21 protein-coding genes are annotated in these 20,120 nt (G+C 64.4%); 17 read left to right on the top strand and 4 right to left on the bottom strand.

Translation table 11 applies throughout. The annotated features are described in order from the left end of the window. Positions 1-232: 232 nt before the first annotated feature. From flhA to FAZ11_RS20435, 14 genes are all read left to right on the top strand, one after another. On the top strand, positions 233-2,332 hold the full coding sequence (flhA, locus tag FAZ11_RS20500; protein WP_058761338.1) for a flagellar biosynthesis protein FlhA: 2,100 nt from the start codon (positions 233-235) through the stop codon (positions 2,330-2,332). A gap of 10 nt (positions 2,333-2,342) precedes the next feature. Beyond that, positions 2,343-3,671, top strand: a complete 1,329-nt coding sequence (flhF, locus tag FAZ11_RS20495) for a flagellar biosynthesis GTPase FlhF (protein WP_058773032.1) — start codon at positions 2,343-2,345, stop codon at positions 3,669-3,671. Positions 3,672-3,763: 92 nt separating this feature from the next. Then, complete coding sequence (gene fleN / locus FAZ11_RS20490; protein ID WP_099049414.1) at positions 3,764-4,594, top strand: flagellar synthesis regulator FleN; 831 nt, start codon at positions 3,764-3,766, stop codon at positions 4,592-4,594. Continuing rightward, complete coding sequence (fliA, locus tag FAZ11_RS20485) at positions 4,591-5,331, top strand: RNA polymerase sigma factor FliA (protein WP_099049413.1); 741 nt, start codon at positions 4,591-4,593, stop codon at positions 5,329-5,331. Before fleN ends, fliA begins: the two co-directional genes overlap by 4 nt. An 88-nt stretch (positions 5,332-5,419) precedes the next feature. Further along, the gene (locus FAZ11_RS20480; RefSeq protein WP_169853335.1) at positions 5,420-5,794 is read left to right on the top strand and encodes a chemotaxis response regulator CheY; all 375 of its coding nucleotides are present in this window, start codon (positions 5,420-5,422) and stop codon (positions 5,792-5,794) included. A 19-nt stretch (positions 5,795-5,813) separates the two neighbouring features. Beyond that, positions 5,814-6,602, top strand: a complete 789-nt coding sequence (locus FAZ11_RS20475) for a protein phosphatase CheZ (protein ID WP_058761271.1) — start codon at positions 5,814-5,816, stop codon at positions 6,600-6,602. Positions 6,603-6,628: 26 nt separating this feature from the next. Continuing rightward, positions 6,629-8,890 carry a chemotaxis protein CheA gene (locus FAZ11_RS20470; protein WP_058765974.1) on the top strand — a complete coding sequence of 754 codons (2,262 nt, stop codon included), beginning with the start codon at positions 6,629-6,631 and terminating at the stop codon, positions 8,888-8,890. 84 nt (positions 8,891-8,974) lie between these two features. After that, a complete protein-coding gene (locus FAZ11_RS20465; protein ID WP_137279513.1) occupies positions 8,975-10,090 on the top strand; it encodes a protein-glutamate methylesterase/protein-glutamine glutaminase in 1,116 nt (371 codons plus the stop codon). 34 nt (positions 10,091-10,124) lie between these two features. Next, entirely contained in the window at positions 10,125-10,865 is a 741-nt protein-coding gene (locus FAZ11_RS20460; protein ID WP_058773033.1) for a flagellar motor protein, read from the top strand. A gap of 11 nt (positions 10,866-10,876) precedes the next feature. Then, positions 10,877-11,740 (top strand): flagellar motor protein MotD, encoded by an 864-nt coding sequence (motD, locus tag FAZ11_RS20455; RefSeq protein WP_058765976.1) that lies wholly within the window; start codon positions 10,877-10,879, stop codon positions 11,738-11,740. 35 nt (positions 11,741-11,775) lie between these two features. Then, positions 11,776-12,564 (top strand): ParA family protein, encoded by a 789-nt coding sequence (locus tag FAZ11_RS20450; protein ID WP_058761266.1) that lies wholly within the window; start codon positions 11,776-11,778, stop codon positions 12,562-12,564. A 57-nt stretch (positions 12,565-12,621) separates the two neighbouring features. Further along, on the top strand, positions 12,622-13,554 hold the full coding sequence (locus FAZ11_RS20445) for a chemotaxis protein CheW (protein WP_058773034.1): 933 nt from the start codon (positions 12,622-12,624) through the stop codon (positions 13,552-13,554). A 76-nt stretch (positions 13,555-13,630) separates the two neighbouring features. Then, positions 13,631-14,110 carry a chemotaxis protein CheW gene (locus FAZ11_RS20440; protein ID WP_058761264.1) on the top strand — a complete coding sequence of 160 codons (480 nt, stop codon included), beginning with the start codon at positions 13,631-13,633 and terminating at the stop codon, positions 14,108-14,110. Continuing rightward, positions 14,110-14,526: a DUF2802 domain-containing protein gene (locus tag FAZ11_RS20435; protein ID WP_058773035.1), complete on the top strand. Its 417-nt coding sequence runs from the start codon at positions 14,110-14,112 to the stop codon at positions 14,524-14,526. Before FAZ11_RS20440 ends, FAZ11_RS20435 begins: the two co-directional genes overlap by 1 nt. A gap of 24 nt (positions 14,527-14,550) precedes the next feature. On the opposite strand, the gene FAZ11_RS20430 is transcribed toward FAZ11_RS20435, so the two are convergent. Continuing rightward, a complete protein-coding gene (locus FAZ11_RS20430) occupies positions 14,551-15,474 on the bottom strand; it encodes an aspartyl/asparaginyl beta-hydroxylase domain-containing protein (protein WP_058761262.1) in 924 nt (307 codons plus the stop codon). Between the two features lie 171 nt (positions 15,475-15,645). Here FAZ11_RS20430 and FAZ11_RS20425 point away from each other — a divergent pair, with 171 nt between their 5' ends. Then, positions 15,646-16,185, top strand: a complete 540-nt coding sequence (locus tag FAZ11_RS20425) for a DUF2058 domain-containing protein (protein WP_058761261.1) — start codon at positions 15,646-15,648, stop codon at positions 16,183-16,185. A gap of 7 nt (positions 16,186-16,192) precedes the next feature. Here FAZ11_RS20425 and FAZ11_RS20420 read toward each other — a convergent pair whose 3' ends face one another. Together FAZ11_RS20420 and FAZ11_RS20415 are read right to left on the bottom strand one after the other, a co-directional pair. Next, positions 16,193-16,837, bottom strand: coding sequence for a YciC family protein (locus FAZ11_RS20420; RefSeq protein ID WP_058765978.1), 645 nt, complete (start codon positions 16,835-16,837; stop codon positions 16,193-16,195). Between the two features lie 30 nt (positions 16,838-16,867). Beyond that, on the bottom strand, positions 16,868-17,434 hold the full coding sequence (locus FAZ11_RS20415) for a cysteine hydrolase family protein (RefSeq protein ID WP_058773036.1): 567 nt from the start codon (positions 17,432-17,434) through the stop codon (positions 16,868-16,870). A 287-nt stretch (positions 17,435-17,721) separates the two neighbouring features. Between FAZ11_RS20415 and FAZ11_RS20410 the strand changes: the two genes are divergently transcribed. Then, complete coding sequence (locus tag FAZ11_RS20410) at positions 17,722-18,531, top strand: DUF2076 domain-containing protein (RefSeq protein WP_058765980.1); 810 nt, start codon at positions 17,722-17,724, stop codon at positions 18,529-18,531. A 56-nt stretch (positions 18,532-18,587) separates the two neighbouring features. On the opposite strand, the gene FAZ11_RS20405 is transcribed toward FAZ11_RS20410, so the two are convergent. Continuing rightward, positions 18,588-19,025: an Lrp/AsnC family transcriptional regulator gene (locus FAZ11_RS20405; protein WP_058773037.1), complete on the bottom strand. Its 438-nt coding sequence runs from the start codon at positions 19,023-19,025 to the stop codon at positions 18,588-18,590. A gap of 154 nt (positions 19,026-19,179) precedes the next feature. Between FAZ11_RS20405 and yedA the strand changes: the two genes are divergently transcribed. After that, positions 19,180-20,085 carry a drug/metabolite exporter YedA gene (gene yedA / locus FAZ11_RS20400; protein WP_058773038.1) on the top strand — a complete coding sequence of 302 codons (906 nt, stop codon included), beginning with the start codon at positions 19,180-19,182 and terminating at the stop codon, positions 20,083-20,085. Positions 20,086-20,120 lie beyond the last annotated feature (35 nt).

The raw sequence follows: 20,120 nt of genomic DNA, 5'->3' as shown, positions 1-20,120 counted from the left end.
GCGCGCTAGCGCGGGTCCCTAGACAGACCTGCGTCCTTCTCGCACGGTTCACCCGGCGTGCTCGGCGATCCGTTACCAATGCTGTCCCGCCTTTGAAAAACCTCGCTGTTTCAACATGTTGAGCAGTTGGCCCGGAGCTTGCTCAAGCCCTTGCGAACAGTGCGCTGCGTCAACTTTCCGTGACGGCAGCGCGAGCAAGCGAGGAACGGGTGTGAAAGTCGACAAATCCCTGATGTTGGGCAACATGCGTGGTCTGGCGCGCGGCAACCTGGGCGTGCCGTTGGCCGTCCTGGCGATGCTCGCCATGATGACGCTGCCGATGCCGCCGTTCCTGCTGGACGTGCTGTTCACCTTCAACATCGCCCTGTCGATCGTGGTCCTGCTGGTCAGCGTCTACGCCCTGCGGCCGCTGGATTTCGCCGTTTTCCCGACCATTCTGCTGGTCTCGACCCTGCTGCGCCTGGCGCTGAACGTGGCTTCGAGCCGCGTGGTGCTGTTGCACGGCCAGGATGGCCACGACGCCGCGGGCAAGGTCATCCAGGCCTTCGGTGAGGTGGTGGTTGGCGGTAACTACGTGGTCGGTGCGGTGGTCTTCGCCATCCTCATGATCATCAACTTCGTGGTGGTCACCAAGGGTGCCGGCCGTATCTCCGAGGTGTCGGCTCGTTTCACCCTGGACGCCATGCCCGGCAAGCAGATGGCCATCGACGCCGACCTCAACGCCGGCATCATCGACCAGGCCGAAGCCAAGAAGCGCCGGACCGAAGTCGGCCAGGAAGCCGACTTCTACGGTTCCATGGACGGTGCCAGCAAGTTCGTTCGCGGTGACGCCATCGCCGGCCTGCTGATCCTCTTCATCAACCTCATCGGCGGCATGGCCATCGGCATGGTCCAGCACGGCCTGCCGTTCGGCGATGCCGCGCGCATCTATGCCTTGCTGACCATCGGTGACGGCCTGGTCGCCCAGGTCCCGGCGCTCTTGCTGTCGGTGGCCGCCGCCATCATGGTGACCCGGGTCTCTTCCTCGGAAGACATGGGCCAGCAGGTCAATCGTCAGATGTTCGCCTCGCCCAAGGCGCTGGCGGTCTCGGCCTTCATCATCATCGCCATGGGCCTGGTGCCGGGCATGCCGCACCTGCCGTTCCTCGGCCTGGGCGGTGGTGCCGCCGCGGGTGCCTGGCTGATCTACAAGCGTCAACGCCAGGCCAAGCAGACCGCCGAGGTCGAGGCCAAGAAGCAGCAGGACCTGGCCCCCGTGCAGCGTCCGGCCGAGGCCAAGGAGCTGGGCTGGGACGACGTGACGCCGGTGGACATGGTCGGTCTGGAAGTCGGCTACCGGCTGATCCCCATGGTCGACCGCAACCAGGGTGGGCAACTGCTGGCGCGGATCAAGGGTGTGCGCAAGAAGCTCTCCCAGGACCTCGGTTTCCTCATGCCCTCGGTGCATATCCGCGACAACCTGGACCTGCTGCCCAATGCCTATCGTCTGACTCTTATGGGTGTGAGCGTGGCCGAGGCCGAGATCTATCCCGATCGCGAACTGGCCATCAACCCGGGCCAGGTCTATGGCACCCTCAACGGGGTGGCCGCCAAGGATCCGGCATTCGGTCTCGAGGCCGTCTGGATCGACGTCACCCAGCGCGACCAGGCCCAATCCCTCGGCTACACGGTGGTCGACGCCAGCACCGTGGTCGCCACCCACCTCAACCAGATCCTCTTCAAGCACGCCCATGAGCTGATCGGCCACGAAGAAGTCCAGCAATTGCTGCAGGTCCTGGCCAAGAGTTCGCCCAAGTTGGCCGAGGAACTGGTGCCCGGCATCGTCTCCCTGTCGACCCTGCTCAAGATCCTCCAGCAGTTGCTGCAGGAGCAGGTCCCGGTCCGCGACATCCGGACCATCGCCGAAGCCATCGCCAACGTCGGTCCGCGGAGTCAAGATCCCGCCGCGATCGCCGGTGCCGTGCGAGTCGCCCTGTCCCGCGCAATCGTCCAGAACATCGTTGGAATGGAGCCTGAGCTGCCTGTTATCACCCTTGAACCAAGGTTGGAACAGATGTTGCTAAGTAGTATGCAGAAGGCCGGTCAAGGCGCTGAGGACGGTATGTTCCTCGAGCCTGGCATGGCGGAAAAACTGCAGCGTTCCCTCGTCGAGGCGGCGCAGCGTCAGGAAATGATGGGTAAGCCGGTGGTGCTGCTGGTAGCCGGTGCGATCCGCGGGATGATGTCCCGCTTCGCACGGATGGCGGCGCCAAACATGAGTGTACTGGCCTACCAGGAAATTCCGGACAACAAGCAGGTCACCATCGTCGCTACCGTTGGCCAGAATGGCTGAGGTCTAGATCATGCAAGTCAAACGTTTCTTCGCCGCCGATATGCGTCAAGCCATGAAGCTGGTACGCGACGAGCTGGGTCCGGATGCCGCCATCCTCGGTAACCGCCGGGTCGCCGGCGGGATCGAGCTGACCGCGGCCCTGGATTACCAGGCCCCGGCACCGGCTGCGCCCAACGCCGAATTGCAGGCGGAGTTGCGCAAGACCCATGCGAAGATCGCCCAGGCCCATGCCGACCTCAGCATCCGCGCGCCGGGCGTGCCCTCGGCGGCGCCGAAGGACAAGCAACTGCTCGGCGCCATCAGCGCCGCCGACAGCCGTCGTGAGCCGGTGATCGCGCCGCCGCGCGCGCCCCAGCCGGCCGCCGCCGCTGCTACCGCCAGCGCAGCGCCGGCAGACCGTCGCGCCCTGGAAGCCATGCGCAGCGAACTCAGTGGCCTGCGTGAATTGCTGGAAGTCCAACTCGGCTCCATGGCTTGGACCCAGGTGCAGTCCACCCGTCCGCAGCAAGCCGGGCTCTGGCGCCGTCTGCAGCGTATGGGTCTGCCGGCCGACCTGGCCCGCCACCTGCTCGACAGCGTGGCCAAGATTCAGGAGCCACGCCACGCCTGGCGCATGCTGCTGGCCAACTTCGCGCAACTGGCCAAGACCACCGACGCCAAGATCCTGGAGGAGGGCGGCATCGTCGCCTTCGTCGGTCCGGCCGGCATGGGCAAGACCACCTCCCTGGCCAAGCTCGCCGCCAGCTATGTCCTCAAGTACGGACCGCAGAGCCTGGCATTGGTCAGCATGGACAGTTTCCGCATCGGCGCCCAGGAGCAGATCAAGACCCTCGGCCGCATCCTCGACGTGCCGGTGACCCTGGTCGATCCGGGTCAGTCCCTGGCTCAGGCCCTGGCGCCGCTGGCACGCAAGCGCCTGGTTCTGATCGACACCGCGGGCATGCCCGCCAACGATCCGGCGCTCAAGGTGCAGCTCGAAGCCCTGGCCAACCGCCAGCTGAAGATCCGCAACTACCTGGTGCTCGGCGTCACCAGCCAGAGCCAGGTGCTCAAGTCGGCCTATCACAGCTATCGGCGCTGCGGCCTGAGCGGCTGCGTGCTGACCAAGCTGGACGAAGCCGCCAGCCTTGGCGAAGCCCTGGGCCTGGCCATCACCCAGCGCCTGCCGGTGGCCTACATCGCCGACGGCCCGCGTATCCCGGACGACCTGCATGCGGCCCGCAGCCACCAACTGGTGAGCCGCGCGGTGAGCCTGCAGGCGCCGGAAGAACCCAGCGAAGAAACCATGGCCGGGATGTTCGCCGGCCTGTACCAAAACGCCGCCCGCCGCGCCGGCTAGCGCAGACGAACGGCAGAGGTGCATCGCATGTCTGGGCACGCCAAATGCACTTGGTCTAAAGTGTGACGGATTTCAATCAAAGGTATCAGGCAATGGGTAGCATGCATCCCGTCCAAGTCATCGCGGTAACGGGCGGTAAAGGCGGTGTCGGCAAGACCAATGTGTCGGTCAACCTGGCCTTGGCCCTGGCTGATATCGGGCGGCGCGTCATGCTGCTCGACGCCGACCTGGGCCTGGCCAACATCGACGTTCTCCTGGGCCTCTCGCCCAAGCGCACCCTGGCCGACGTGATCGCCGGCGAGTGCGATCTGCGTGACGTACTGCTGACCGGGCCGGGTGGCATCCGCATCGTTCCGGCGGCGTCGGGCACCCAGGCGATGGTCAATCTGACGCCAGCCCAGCACGCCGGTCTGATCCAGGCCTTCAGTGACATCAGCGAGAATCTCGACGTGCTCATCGTCGATACCGCCGCGGGCATCGGCGATCAGGTGGTCAGCTTCGTTCGCGCCGCCCAGGAAGTCCTGGTGGTGGTGTGCGACGAACCCACCTCCATCACCGATGCCTACGCCCTGATCAAACTGCTCAATCGCGACCATGGCGTCACCCGCTTCCGGGTGCTGGCGAACATGGCCCTAACACCCCAGGAAGGTCGCAATCTCTTTGCTAAGCTGACCAAAGTGACCGACAGATTCCTGGATGTCGCCCTGCAATACGTGGGCGCCATTCCGTTCGACGAAGCGGTGCGCAAGGCGGTACAGAAACAGCGCCCCGTCTACGAAGCCTTTCCGCGTGCCAAGGCCTCGCTGGCCTTTCGTGCGGTGGCGCAAAAAGTCGATGGCTGGCCACTGCCGGCCAATCCACGCGGCCACCTCGAGTTCTTTGTCGAGCGCCTTGTGCAACCAGCCATCGGTACCCACGCATGACAGCATCCAGCGGGCTTCGCATGTACAGCAGAACTTCGGAACGTACCCAGCAGGAGCAACTCATCAACCGCTACGCGCCGTTGGTGAAGCGTATCGCCTACCACCTGTTGGCGCGCTTGCCGGCCAGCGTCCAGGTCGAAGACCTGATGCAGGCCGGCATGATCGGCCTGCTGGAGGCCTCGCGTAAATACGATTCCGGCAAGGGTGCGAGCTTCGAGACCTACGCCGGTATCCGTATTCGCGGGGCCATGCTCGACGAGGTCCGCAAGGGCGACTGGGCGCCACGCTCGGTCCATCGCAACACGCGCATGGTCACCGACGCCATTCGGGCGGTGGAAGCGCGCACTGGTCGCGACGCTAAAGATTCCGAAGTCGCTGCCGAACTTAAATTGAGTCTGGATGAGTACTACGGCATCCTTGGCGACACCATGGGAAGTCGCCTATTCAGTTTCGACGACCTTATGGAGGGGGGTGAGCATGGGCTCGAGGAGAGCGGTTCGCATGAACTCGAGCCCGGTCGCGGCCTGGAAGACGAGCGCTTCCGCAAGGCTCTGGCCGACGCCATCGCCAATCTTCCGGAGCGTGAACGCCTGGTGCTCTCGCTGTATTACGACGAGGAACTCAACCTCAAGGAAATCGGCGAGGTGTTGGGAGTGAGCGAATCCCGGGTCTGCCAGCTCCACAGTCAATGCGCGGCGCGCCTGCGGGCTCGGCTGGCGGATTGGCGTTCACGTTAACGGGCTGGTACTCAGGCTACTACGATTGCTTAGGCGCGCGTCACGGCGCGTGTGCTGACTTAGGACGGAGGTCGACTTGGACAAGAACATGAAAATCCTCATCGTGGACGATTTTTCCACGATGAGACGCATCATCAAGAATTTGCTGCGCGATCTGGGCTTTACCAATACCGCCGAGGCGGACGATGGCAACACCGCACTGCCGATGCTGCAGAGCGGCAACTTCGACTTCCTCGTCACCGACTGGAACATGCCCGGCATGACCGGCATCGACCTGCTGCGCCAGGTCCGCGCCGATGCGCGCCTGAAGACCCTGCCGGTGCTGATGGTAACCGCCGAAGCCAAGCGCGAGCAGATCATCGAAGCCGCCCAGGCCGGCGTGAACGGCTATGTGGTAAAGCCTTTCACCGCGCAGGTATTGAAAGAAAAGATCGACAAGATCTTCGAGCGGGTGAACGGCTGAAGAAAGCCGCGGGGACGTTATGGATCAGCTTGGCAAGAACAGCTTCAGCGACTTCGAGTCGAATCTAAAACAGCACGCCCAAGAGCTGGTGAAATGCCTGGAGAGCGGCGACTTCACCCAGGCCGTACACGTCATCAATGAGCTCAATCAGCTTCGCGACCGAGGTCTCTACCAGGAGGTCGGCAAGCTGACCCGTGAGCTGCACAACGCCATCGTCAACTTCGAGATCGATCCGCGCGGTGTGGCCGGCGAAGAGGTTTCCCAGATCAGCGATGCCACCGATCGTCTCTCCTACGTGGTGAAGATGACCGAGAACGCCGCCAACCGGACCATGGATCTGGTGGAGGAGAGTGCCCCGCTGGTAGGCAACTTCGGCGACGAGGCCCGGGCCTTGCACGGGGATTGGAAGAAGTTCATGCGCCGGGAAATGGGCGCCGAGGAATTTCGCGAACTCGCCAAGCGCGTCGACACCTTCCTGAGCCATAGCGAGAGCAGCGCCGGACAATTGTCGGCCAAGCTCAACGACATCCTCCTGGCGCAGGATTACCAGGATCTCACCGGGCAGGTGATCAAGCGGGTGGTCAATCTCGTCGGGCAGATCGAGAAAGACCTCGTCAAGCTGGTGATGATGGCCAGCCAGGTCGACCGCTACACCGGCTTCAGCCACGATCACACCGCACTGATCGAACAAAACCGAAAAGAAAAGACGATGAAGGGTGAAGGTCCGCAGATTCATGCCGATAAGCGTGAAGACGTCGTGGCCGCTCAGGTCGACGTCGACGATCTTCTATCCAGTCTGGGCTTCTGACCCAGACCCTCTTTGGGAGTGCAGGAATGAGCTTCGACGCCGATGAAGAAATCCTTCAGGATTTCCTAGTTGAGGCCGGCGAGATTCTCGAACAGTTGTCCGAGCAATTGGTCGAGCTGGAAAGCCGCCCGGATGACATGGATCTGCTGAATGCCATTTTCCGGGGCTTCCATACCGTCAAGGGCGGTGCCGGATTCCTTCAGCTTCATACGCTGGTCGAGTGCTGCCATATCGCGGAAAACGTCTTCGATATCCTGCGCAAGGGTGAACGCCGCGTAGATGCCGAATTGATGGACGTGGTGCTGCAGGCCCTCGACTCGGTCAACGAAATGTTCAGCCAGGTCCGGGAGCGTGAAGAGCCCACTCCTGCCTCGCCTGAACTCCTGGCTGCCCTGGCGCGCCTGGCCGAGCCGGCAGGCAGTGCGCCCGCCGTGGCTCCCACGCCTGCCCCGGTCGCTGCCGCGCCCGTCGCGCCGCCTGTGCCAGCGCCGACCCCTGCCGCGGCCGAGTCGGCTGAGCCGGAACTCAGCGACGCCGAATTCCAGAATCTCCTCGATGCCCTGGGCGCCGAGCCGGGTGCCGAGCAGGCCGCCGCTACCGAGGTCAGTCCGGTCGCTGGCGGTGACGACATCACCGATGACGAATTCGAAGCTCTGCTCGATCAGCTGCATGGCAAGGGCAAGTTCAGCGAAGCGCCAGCCGAGGCCGTCGCTGCCCCCGTGGCAGCGCCTACGCCAGCTGCCGCGGGTGGCGAAAACATCACCGATGACGAATTCGAAGCCCTGCTCGACGAACTGCACGGCAAGGGCAAGTTCGCTGCAAGCGAAGCTGCTGCACCTGTCGCGGCGGCATCCGCTGCCGCGCCAGTGGCGGCGACGAGCGATGAGATCACCGACGACGAATTCGAATCCTTGCTCGACGAGCTGCACGGCAAGGGCAAGTTCAGTGGTCCTGCGGTTGCGTCCGAGCCCGTGGCTGCTGCTCCTGTTGCTGCCAAGCCCGCACCAGCACCTGCGCCGAAGCCGGCGCCGGTAGCTGCCGAAGCCGCGCCAGCGCGGGCCGAGCCGGCCAAGCCGGTCGCTCCCGCGGTGCCGGCCGAACGGCCGACCGCTACCGAGGTGGAAACCACGGTACGGGTCGATACCGCGCGGCTGGACGAAATCATGAACATGGTCGGCGAATTGGTGCTGGTGCGTAACCGCCTGGTGCGCCTGGGCCTGAACAGCGGCGACGAAGCCATGGCCAAGGCCGTGTCCAACCTCGACGTGGTCACCGCCGATCTGCAGACCTCGGTCATGAAGACGCGGATGCAGCCGATCAAGAAAGTATTCGGCCGCTTCCCGCGGTTGGTACGGGATCTGGCGCGCAGCCTGAAGAAAGAAATCAACCTGGAACTGGTCGGTGAAGAAACCGACCTGGACAAGAACCTGGTCGAGGCCCTGGCCGATCCGCTGGTGCACCTGGTGCGCAACGCGGTCGACCACGGCATCGAAGGGCCGGCCGAGCGTGAAGAGAGCGGCAAGTCCCGCGCGGGACGTGTAGTGCTCTCCGCCGAGCAGGAGGGTGATCACATCCTCCTGTCGATTTCCGACGACGGCAAGGGCATGGACGCGGACCTGCTGCGCAACAAGGCCGTGGAAAAAGGCCTGCTCGACCGCGACGCGGCCGATCGTCTGACCGAAACCGAGTGCTTCAACCTGATCTTCGCCCCGGGTTTCTCCACCAAGTCCGAGATTTCCGACATCTCCGGCCGTGGGGTGGGCATGGACGTGGTCAAGACCAAGATCAGCCAGCTCAACGGTACGCTGAACGTCTTCTCCACCAAGGGCCAGGGCTCCAAGATCGTCATCAAGGTGCCCCTGACCCTGGCGATCATGCCGACGCTGATGGTGATGCTGGGCAACCAGGCCTTCGCCTTCCCGCTGGTCAACGTCAACGAGATCTTCCACCTCGACCTGTCCCGCACCAATGTGGTGGATGGTCAGGAGGTGGTGGTGGTGCGCGACAAGGCGCTGCCGCTGTTCTATCTCAAGCGTTGGCTGGTGCCCAATGCGGCCCATGTGGAGCAGGGCGAGGGGCACGTGGTGATCCTGTCGGTCGGTACCCAGCGCATCGGCTTCGTGGTCGACCAACTGGTCGGTCAGGAAGAGGTGGTCATCAAGCCCTTGGGCAAGATGCTGCAGGGTACGCCCGGCATGTCTGGCGCCACCATCACCGGCGATGGCCGCATCGCGCTCATCCTCGATGTACCCAGCATGCTCAAGCGCTACGCCCGTCGCGGGCTCTGAGTCGGTCGGGTACTAGCGGCGTCGGGCCTCGAGGCTCGACGCCATCGGGTGGCCTGCGCCGCCCCAGGTTAGGAGTTTCAACGTATGCCGGTAAATGTACTGGTGGTGGACGATTCCGGCTTCTTCCGGCGTCGGCTCAAGGAGATCCTGGCGGCCGATCCCAACATTTCGGTGGTGGGCACGGCGAGCAATGGGCGTGAAGGGGTCGACCAGGCGCTGGCGCTGCGGCCCGATGTCATCACCATGGACTACGAGATGCCGATGATGGACGGCATCACCGCCGTTCGCCACATCATGCAGAAGTGTCCAACCCCGGTGCTGATGTTCTCCTCGCTCACCCATGAAGGCGCCCGCGTCACCCTGGATGCCCTGGATGCCGGTGCGGTCGACTATCTGCCGAAGAATTTCGAAGACATCTCGCGCAATCCCGCCAGCGTACAAAAGCTGCTGTGCGAGAAGATTCATCACATCGCCCGCTCCAATCGGCGCTTCGCCGTCGCCCCCAGCGTCGCCGCCGCCGCTGCGCCGGCAGCCCCCGCGCCGACGAGTGCCCGTCCGACGCCCCGTCCAGCACCGAGCGCGGGGACTCCGGCGCCTCATGCACCTGCCGCTCCTGCTTCACCGCCGCCCAAGCGCAAGCACTACCGGCTGGTCGCCATCGGTACCTCCACCGGTGGACCCGTGGCGCTCCAGCGTGTGCTGACGCAGCTGCCAGCCAATTTTCCGGCGCCCCTGGTGCTCATCCAGCACATGCCCGCCGCCTTCACCAAGGCCTTCGCCGAGCGTCTCGACAAGCTTTGCCGCATCAGCGTCAAGGAAGCCGAGGACGGTGATCAGCTGCGTCCGGGCCTGGCCCTGCTGGCACCGGGAGGCAAGCAGATGATGGTCGACGGTCGTGGCACGGTGAAGATCCTGCCCGGTGACGAGCGCCTGAACTACAAGCCCTGCGTCGACGTCACCTTCGGCTCCGCGGCCAAGGCCTATGCCGACAAGGTGCTTGCAGTGGTGCTGACCGGCATGGGCGCCGACGGTCGCGAAGGCGCCCGCATGCTCAAGCAGGTCGGCAGCCAGGTGTGGGCCCAGGACGAAGCCAGTTGCGTCATCTATGGCATGCCCATGGCCATCGCCAAGGCCAACCTGGCCGACGCCATCTATGGTCTGGACGATATCGGCAAGTATCTGACCGAGGCCTGTTCGTGACGGCAGGCATCCGGTCGCAACGAGGCGGTTGGTCTTGGACGTTTTGAGTCTCATCGGCATCCTGCTGGCGTTCACCGCCATCATGGGTGGCAATCTGCTCGAAGGCGGTACCTTCGCCGCCCTGGCCAACGCGCCGGCCGCGCTGATCGTGGTCGGCGGCACCCTGGGCGCGGTGCTGCTACAAACGCGGCTACCCGTGTTGCGGCGGGCCCTGGTCATGCTGGCGTGGGTGTTCAAGCCACCGCGCCTGGATATCACCGGCGGTATCCGCAAGGTGGTCAACTGGAGCAATGTGGCGCGCAAGGAAGGCCTGCTTGGCCTCGAACCCCTGGTCGCCCGAGAAGCCGATCCCTACGCTGCCAAGGGCTTGCAGCTATTGGTCGACGGGACCGAGCCGGAGACCCTGCGCAGCATTCTGGAGGTCGATCTCTACAGCCAGGAGGATCGTGACCTCGCTGCCGCCAAGGTGTTCGAAGCCATGGGTGGCTACGCGCCCACGGTCGGTATCATCGGCGCGGTGATGGGCCTGATCCACGTGATGCAGAATCTGGCCGATCCTTCGCAGTTGGGCAGCGGCATCGCCGTGGCTTTCGTAGCTACCATCTATGGCGTGGGCTTCGCCAACCTGCTGCTGATCCCCATTGGCAACAAGCTCAAATCCCTGGGCCAGCAGCAGTCGCGTTATCGGGAGATGCTGCTGGAAGGCCTGATGTCCATCGGCGAGGGTGAAAATCCCCGTTCCATCGAATTGAAGCTGCAAGGTTTCCTGGACTAGGAGGACGCCGCATGCCTCGTCGCCGCCGTCGTCCCGAAGAGCATGAGAACCACGAGCGCTGGCTGGTTTCCTACGCGGACTTCATCACCCTGCTGTTCGCCTTCTTCGTGGTCATGTACTCCATCTCCTCGTTGAACGAGAGCAAGTACAAGGTGCTCTCCGACAGCCTGTCGGGCATCTTCAGCCAACCGGAGCGCTCATTGCGCCCGATCCCGGTCGGCGATCAGCATCCGGTCGGCGCCGCGCCGCCCGTGGTGGAGTCGAACAACCAGGGAGCGAGCAGCCAACCCGCTGTCGATCCGTTGCAGCAGATCGCTGCCAGCGTGCGTTCGTCCTTCGGCGACCTGATCGCCGATGGCCAGCTCAATCTGCATGCCAGTGAAAGCTGGCTGGAGATCGAACTCAATTCCAACCTGCTGTTTTCCAGTGGCGATGCCTTGCCGAGCAACCCGGCCTTCGGCCTGCTGGAAAAGGTGGCCAAGATCCTGGCGCCCTACAAGAATCCGATCCAGGTCCAGGGCTACACCGACGACCGCCCCATCAGTACTGCGCTCTATCCCACCAATTGGGAGCTCTCGGCTGCCCGCGCGGCCAGCATCGTGCGCCTGCTGGTCGGCGATGGCATCGCGCCGCAACGCCTGGCGGTCGTGGGCTATGGTGCCTACCAGCCGGTGACCGACAACACCACCGAGGCCAACCGCGCGCGCAATCGACGGGTGGTCCTGCTGATTTCGCGCAATCTCAACCTGTTCCGCCCACAGAGCACCTTGCAAAATCCGTCGACTGGCACACAATCTGCAACATCGCCTGGAGAACCAGCGCCCAACGGGGCGCCTGTCAAATCTTCGTCGCCGGCCTCTGCGCCGGCACCTTGACCCGGCCGGTCATGTCGTCGGGAGGAAATCTGCACATGAGAGTCTGGGCTATCGCCAATCAGAAGGGTGGGGTGGGCAAGACCACCACCACCGTTGCCCTCGCCGGTCTTCTCGGTGATGCCGGCAAGCGGGTGTTGCTGGTGGACCTCGATCCCCACGGCTCGCTGACCAGCTATTTCGGGCAGGATCCGGATAGCCTCGAACACAGCGTGTTCGATCTGTTCCAGCATGGTGGCCAGGTCCCCGATGGGCTGCCGAAGCAGCTGTTGCTACCCACCAGCCATCCGCAGTTGTCGATGCTGCCGTCCAGTACCGCCCTGGCCACCCTGGAGCGGCAATCGCCCGGCCAGAGCGGTCTGGGGCTGGTCATCTCCAAAAGCCTGGCCCAGCTGTGGAACGACTTCGACCACGTGTTGATCGATAGTCCGCCGCTGCTGGGCGTGCTGATGGTCAATGCCCTGGCGGCCAGCCAGCACCTGGTGATTCCGACCCAGACCGAGTTCCTCGCGCTCAAGGGCCTCGAACGGATGGTCAACACCCTGAGCATGATCAACCGCTCGCGCAAGCAGGCACTGCCGTACACCATAGTGCCGACCCTGTTCGACCGGCGGACCCAGGCCTCCATCGGCACCCTCAAGGTTCTGCGTAACACCTACCCCGAACAGTTATGGCAGGCGTTCATCCCGATCGACACCCGTTTGCGCGACGCCAGTCGTTCCGGGCAGGTGCCCTCCCAATACGAAGCCAACAGCCGCGGCGTCATCGCCTATCGAGCGCTGCTGCGGCATTTGCTGGATGGCGCGCCGAGCAGCCAGGTCGCCTGATTCAAGTTTTCACCTGCGCCGGCCGATAGGCTGGACAATCAACCCACGTAGATCGCCATGAGCCAACCGACGTCCCTCGACAATCGTCCTCAACGTGTCCTTCAGGGCTATCTCGATGCCCTGCTGCTGGATGCGTTCCTGGAACTGCCGACCGCCGAAGCTGCGCCAGTCGCCCCTGCGGCTGTGCCCGCTGTCGCGTTGCCTGAACCCGTCGCCAGCGTCAGCGAAGACGAATTCGCCGCCGCGGTGCGCGAGGAGCTCGAACGCGATGCCGCGCGTCAATCCACGGTCGTAGCTCTGGCGCCTCGTTTGCAGGGCGTCGCCCTGGCCGAACGGACCCTGCCCGAGGTGCTGATACCCACGGCGCTGCCCGTGGCGGTGCCAGAGACCGATATCGAGCTGGATTGGCGCGTCCCCGACCTGGCCCCGGTCGCCGAACCGGTGCGTCCGGGCGTGGAGGGCATCGCCCTGGGCATCAATATGCCGACCCAGCCGGTGCTGGCCGGGGCGGTGCCGCCCAGTGCCGTGCAGCTGGAAGGTCGACCCGAGTGGGGCGAGGAGCCCTTCGAGTGCCTGCTGTTCGATGTCGCGGGCCTGACCCTGGCCGCGCCTCTGGTGTGCCTCGGCTCCATCTATCCACTCACCGACGAAGAGTTGACGCCGCTGTTCGGTCAGCCAGACTGGTTCCTGGGGCTGCTGCCCTGCCAGGCCGGCAATCTGCGCGTGCTCGACACGGCCCGTTGGGTGATGCCGGAGCGCTACCGTGACGACTATCGCGAGGGACTGAAATTCGTGATATCGCTGCAAGGCCTGGATTGGGGCCTGGCCGTACACGGCGTCAGCCATTCGGTCCGGCTGGACCCCGCCGAGGTCAAATGGCGTAATCAGCGGGCGACTCGCCCCTGGCTGGCCGGTACGGTGATCGATCAGATGTGTGCGCTGCTGGATGTGGCGGCGCTCGCTGAACAGGTGGTTGGCGGCCGTCGCTAGGGCGCCCGCCAACCGCAACTAACCAGCGGGTTCGCCCGCTTCGCCGCGCGTGCGGTAATTGACGAGGCTAGGGAACATGAAAAAAACGTCCGCACAGGGTTCCGAAGATCCGGTCCTGCAATGGGTCACCTTCCGTCTGGATAACGAGACCTACGGCATCAACGTGATGCAAGTCCAGGAAGTCCTGCGCTACACCGAAATCGCTCCGGTCCCGGGTGCCCCGAGCTACGTGCTGGGCATCATCAACTTGCGCGGCAACGTGGTCACGGTGATCGACACCCGTCAGCGCTTCGGTTTGCTGCCCACCGAAGTGACCGATAACACCCGGATCGTCATCATCGAGGCCGACAAGCAGGTCGTCGGCATCCTGGTGGACAGCGTGGCCGAGGTGGTCTACCTGCGCCAGTCCGAGATCGAGACGGCGCCGAGCGTGGGTAACGACGAGTCCGCCAAGTTCATCCAGGGCGTGTGCAACAAGAACGGCGAGTTGCTGATCCTGGTTGAGCTGGACAAGCTGATGACCGAAGAAGAGTGGTCGGAGCTGGAAAGCATCTGATGCTCGTCGGGCTGATCCTGCTCAGCGTCGCCCTGGGGTTGGCCTGTGCCGGCCTCGGTGGCTGCTGTTGGCTGCTCTGGCAGCGCCAGCAGCAGCAGGCGGCCAAGCTGGCCGAGCGAGAGGCCCTTGTCGACAAGCGCATGCAGATCCTGCTCAAGCGTCTGGAAACCTACCAGGCGGGGCAGGTGCGCATGGGCGAGCAGGTCCAAGGCTTGGCCAAGGTGGTCGCTCCCTTGCCCGATCGGTTGACCCAGATCGAGCAGAGCGACCCCACCAGTCTGTCGTTTTCCCAGGCCGCGCGCCTGGTGGGGCTAGGTGCCAGCGCCGACGATCTCACCCAGGCCTGTGGTCTGTCCCAGGCCGAGGCCGAATTGGTGACGCGGTTGCACAAGCAGCGTCAACAGCGCTCCGGCTAAAACTGCCGGCGCGGGATCGCCGCCTCAGCTGGCGATCCACTGGTAGAGGGCGATCACTACCAGCACGGCCAGCACTGGCTTGGCGATGCGATAGGCCTTGGGATGGCGCCGCTTGAATTTCTTCACGCCGCCACCGATCCGATCCCCGAATCTCTTGCTGAAGGCATAGGCCTGGTTGATACCGCCGACGCGCTCGCCTTCCACGTTTTGCGGCGCCGTGGCGCTGCCTAGGAAGCGACTGACCGCCTGGTTGACGCGGGTCAGCAGCCGATTGCGCAGCGGCCGCTCCACGTCGCAGAACAGGATGACGCGGGTCTGGTCGGTCTCGTTCTTCACCCAGTGCACATAGGTTTCGTCGAACATCACGTCCTCGCCGTCGCGCCAGGCATAGGGCTGGCCGTCGACATAGATGCGGCAGGCATCCGAGTTGGGCGTAGCCAGGCCCAGGTGATAGCGCAGCGAGCCGCCGAAGGGGTCGCGGTGCGGATTCAGATGGCTGCCGCCCGGTAGCAGGGCGAACATGGCGCCCTTGACGTTGGGGATCTGCCGCACCAGTTCCACGGTGCGCGGGCAGAGGGTCTGGGCGGACGGCAGCGGCTCGCCGTACCAGGTCAGGTAGAAGCGCTTCCAGCCCTTCTTGAAGAAGGAGCCAAAGCCGGCATCGTTGTCCTTTTCCGCCGCGCGGATGTAACCCTCGTCGAACAGGCGCAGGGCTTCGACACGGATGTCCTGCCAGTTGTCCTTGAGCACGTCCAGTTCCGGAAAGCGGCTGCGATCCAGGTAGGGCTTGGACGGCACGCTGGAGAACAGGTACATCAGCGCGTTGTAGGGGGCGAAGACTGCCGAGTGGTTGACCAACTGGCGCAGGAAGGGCAGGCGCGCTTGTCCGCGAAGGTGGACGAAGAGCACGCTGGCGACGAAGAGCAGGACGATCGCGAGAGTAATCATGGGCGAATTTTGATCGGCAGCGCCCGAACCAGGGGCGGATAGGTAATGGTCGCATTATTTCACCCCCGCGAAAGGCTTGCACTCGGTTCGTCGGCTGCGCAGGATGAACACCCTGGCGCGCGGCTGACGTTCGGCCGCGCCCCTCTTGGATGATCTAGACGAGTCGTATCGATGAGCATGTCCCTACGCGACCAACTGCTGAAAGCCGGGTTGGTCAATGAAAAGCAGGCCAAGCAGGCCGTCAAGCAGAAGCAGAAGCAGAACCGCATGGAGCACCGCGGGCAGGCGGAAAAGGATCGCTCCCAGGAGTTGGCCGTCCAGCAGGCCCAGGCGGAGAAACTGGCCAAGGACCAGGAACTCAACCGTGCCCAGGAAGAGAAAAAGAAGCGCAAGGCCGAGCAGGCGCAGATCAAGCAACTGATCGAGACCAGTCGCCTGCCCAAGCTCACTACCGAGGATTACTACAACTTCGTCGACGACAAGAAGGTCAAGCGCCTGTCGGTCAATGTCATGATGAGAGACAAGCTCAGCAAGGGCAGTCTAGCCATCGTCCGCCATGAGGGTCGCTACGAGGTGGTGCCGCGGGCGACCGCCGAGCGCATCCAGGAACGCGATCCCAAGCGGGTGGTCCTGCTCAACGTGCAGAGCGGGGAACCAGACCCGGACGATCCCTACGCCGCCTACCAGGTGCCTGACGACCTGATGTGGTGACCCCTGGTCAGGCTGCTGGCCTGACCAGCATGTAGATGCGATAGATGGCGATGCTGGGGATCAGTTGCAGCAGGCCCGAGAGGGTCTGCAGGACGATCTCCGAGGTCGCTGCCTTGGCGAAGTGCTGGGCGATCCAGGCATCGATCAGCCAGGCGGGCAAGACCGTCGCCAGGATGCAGGCCAGCAGCGTGAAGAAATGGCCGCGGGTCATGCGGAGGCTGCCGCGCAGGGCATCCAACGGTGCCCGTCCTTCCAATACCAGTAGGTTCTCGGCGAAGGCCAGCAGGGTCATGATCAGGAAGCCCGGGACGATCAACAGCGAAAAGCCCAGCATCACCAACCCCGAGGTGATCGCCGCCAGGATGGCGAAGCGCGGCCAGAGCACCAGCGCAGCGCCCCAGACGCCGCTCAGTCGCGGTGTAGTGCCCTGGGTACGCGCCTCGAGAAAGATCAGCAGTGAGGCGGTATACAACGGATAGCACAGCAGGCTGACCAGCATGTCCCACAGTCCGTTGCTCACGCCGAAACGCTCCAGCACCTGGTAGCGCAGCAGGGATTCGAGTAGCAGCCAGGGCAGGGTGAGGATGGCCAGGGGGCGCAGGTTGCGGGCGAAGAACAACAGCGAGTCGCGCAGGATATCGACAGGGTTCATGCAGCTATTCCAGACGGGCAGGGCGGCAGTCTAGCAGGACGACCTGCCTGCTCGCAGGCGTTCGAGCGACAGGGCGGTGGAGATGACGGTGGCATATTCACCGTCGAGGTTGGCCATGGCCATCGCATGGACCTCAGCGGCACTGCGAGCTCGTCCGGCGAAGTCGGCCTTGGCGAAGGTATAGCAGGCATCTTCCGCCACCCAGGTGCGAAAGCCGAGATTACCGGCGCTACGGGCGGTAGCTTCCACCGAATTCTCGCTGGCCACACCGCAGATGAGCAGCTCCTCGATGCCGCGCTGGAGCAGCCAGCGCTCCAGGCCGCTATGGGTGAAGGCATCGGGGACCTGCTTGTCGAATATCGTTTCTCCGGGCAGGGGCGCCAGCTCTGGCTGAAACTCGACGCCGAGCTGGCCGGGCCAGAACACCGAGCTGGGGCTGCGCGAGAGATGCCGGACATGGATCAGCGGCGCACGCCTCTGGCGCCAGGTGGCCAGCAGCTCGGCCATGCGCAGCTCGGCCTCGGGATGGTTGCGCGGCCCCAGGTGGGGAGCGCGGATACCCTGTTGCTGATCGATTAAGAGAAGCAGCGGCGGCATGGTCGGTCCTCGGCGAAAGGGGCCAGCGTCCGGTAGTAGCCGCCAATTGTCCAGACTCGCCCGGAACCTGGAACTCCCCCGCCCAGCGCCTTTTCCAAGCCTGAGCAATCGATGATTGCGCCTGGGCTGCAGGGACTGGCTGAATCCAGGCTGAACATGCAGGTGATCAATCTTGAAAAGCGGCTGGCCCGCCATTATCTGAACAGCAAGCGCACCGTGGTGCGCCTTTCGACATTCAGGCCGTTCCCAGGGGAACGCCATCAGTAGCTCGTTTGCGGAGGGTCACCATGCACAGCCAAGAAAGCCAATTGATCGAGGGTCTGTTCGACCGCCTCAAGACCACGGAAGCCCAGACCGCGCCCCGGGATCGCGAAGCCGAGGCCTTGATTCAACAGCGGTTGCGCGAGCAACCGGCCGCGCCTTACTACATGGCCCAGGCCATGCTGATCCAGGAGGCCGCCATCAAGCGCCTCGACCAGCGGGTCAAGGAGCTGGAGAGCCAGATGGCGCAGTTGCAACAGAACCGGCCCAGCAGCGGTGGCTTTCTTTCTAGCCTGTTCGGTGGCGGCCAGTCCTCCAGCGCACAGGCGCCAAGCAGCAACGCGGCGCCGTCACGCGGCGGCTGGAACGATCCCGGTCCGGCAGCGGCCCGTCCCGGTTACGGCCAGCCCAACCCCGGCTACGCCCAACCCGCCCCCGGCTATGGCCAACCGGCGCCGGGCTATGCCGCACCTCAAGCCGCGCCCTCGCGCATGGGCGGCTTCATGGGCGGCGCGTTGCAGACCGCAGCCGGCGTGGCAGGTGGCATGCTGGCGGCCCAGGCCATCTCCGGGCTGTTCCATCACTCGCAGCCCGAGGAGATCGTCAACGTCATCAACGAAACGCCTACCGACCCTGGCTTCGCTGGCGGTGGTCCCCAGGATGCCTGGGCCGACAATGGCAACTACGACAATGGCGGCGGCTTCCAGGACGCTGGCGGTTTCCAGGACAACAACGGCTTCCAGGATAACGGTGGCTTCCAGGATGCGGCCGACTACGGTGATAACGGCGGCGGCGGTTTCTTCGATGACAACGGTGACGACGACTCCTTCATCTAGCGTCTAGCCCCCACAGCCCCGGCGCCGCAAGGCCCGGGGCTTTTTCATGGGCGGCGTCAGGCGGAGTCGAGCGGCAGCGGGCGTTCGAAAGGCGTCGACAGCACTACCACGGTACGGCTCATGCCGAAGGTCATCAGGGTATCGATCAGGGCCTCCAGCTCGCCCATGTCACGCACGGCAGCGCGCAGCATCAGGCAATCCTCGCCAGTGACGCGGTGGCAGGCGATCAACTGCGGCAGGGCTTCCAGCTTCTTGAGCAGCGGTCCCTGGCTGGTACTGTGCAGGCGCAAGGAGATCAGGCATTCGGTACCGTAGCCGAGAGCGCGGCGATCGATGCGGGCGCCGTAGCCGGTGATGATCCCGGCGTCCTCGAGCTTGGCGACGCGCTCGGCGATGGCTGGCGCGGAAAGCCCCAGTCGGCGGCCCAGCTCGGCGTAGCTGGCGCGGCCATCCACCAGCAGCAGGTCGATCAGGCGTCGATCGAGGTGATCCATCCTTTGCTCCTTGAGCCTTCGAATCGAAGGCCAGCTCCCACAAAAGCCACTGAGTCGAAGGTCATTCTGGCTGTTTCTCCAGTGACTGTATCTTAGCCTCCTGCGCACCCGCTCCTACAATATCTACCGGACACCCCCTGGAAATCTGTTGCGCATGGATACCTCCGCCTCGCCCTGCAGCGCGCCGCGCCTGCCCACCTGGCTGCCCTTGCTGGGCGCCTTCTTCGCCCTCTATGTGATCTGGGGCTCCACCTATCTGGTGATTCGTCTCGGTATCGCCCACTGGCCGCCGTTGTTGATGGCGGGGCTGAGATTCACGGTGGCTGGCCTGCTCATGCTTGGTTGGCTGCGTTGGCGCGGCGCGCCCTGGCCGAACCTGCGTGAAACCCTGGCTGCCGGGGTGATCGGTATCCTGCTGCTGGGCGTCGGCAACGGCGGCGTGACCCTGGCCGAGCACTGGGGCGTGACCTCGGGCGTCGCGGCCCTGGCGATCGCCACGGTACCGCTGTTCACCCTGCTGTTCAGCCTGCTCTGGGGGCAACGCAATACCCTGCTGGAGTGGGCTGGCATAGCGCTCGGGCTGGTGGGCATCGCGCTGCTCAATCTGGGCGACACCATGAGCGCGACGCCCCTGGGCGCGGCGGTGATCCTGCTCGCGGCGGCGGCCTGGGCCTTCGGCTCGATCTGGAGTCGCTACCTGCCAATGCCACGGGGCGCCATGGCCAGCGCGGTGGAGATGCTGGTAGCCGGTGCCGCGCTGTTGCTCGCCAGCCGGTTCAGTGGCGAGCAGTTGCAGCAGTGGCCGACACTGGGCGGCTGGTTGGCGCTGGGCTACCTGGTGGTCTTCGGTTCGCTGATCGCCTTCAGCGCCTATCTCTATCTGCTCGGGCGAGTCCGACCGGCTGCCGCTACCAGCTATGCCTACGTCAATCCGGTGGTGGCGGTGCTCCTGGGGACGCTGTTCGCCGGTGAGCGGATCGGGCCGGCGGAAATGCTGGCGATGCTGGTCATCGTCGGTGCCGTGGTGTTGATTGGTGTGCCCCAGTGGCGACGGCGCTGACGGCAGGCTAGGCTGGCGCCTCATCCTTGCGGAGT

Source organism: Pseudomonas rhizoryzae, from assembly GCF_005250615.1.
Lineage (GTDB): Bacteria > Pseudomonadota > Gammaproteobacteria > Pseudomonadales > Pseudomonadaceae > Chryseomonas > Chryseomonas rhizoryzae.
Note: the sequence above shows the minus strand (reverse complement) of the source record. Positions and strands in the feature narration are given on the sequence as shown.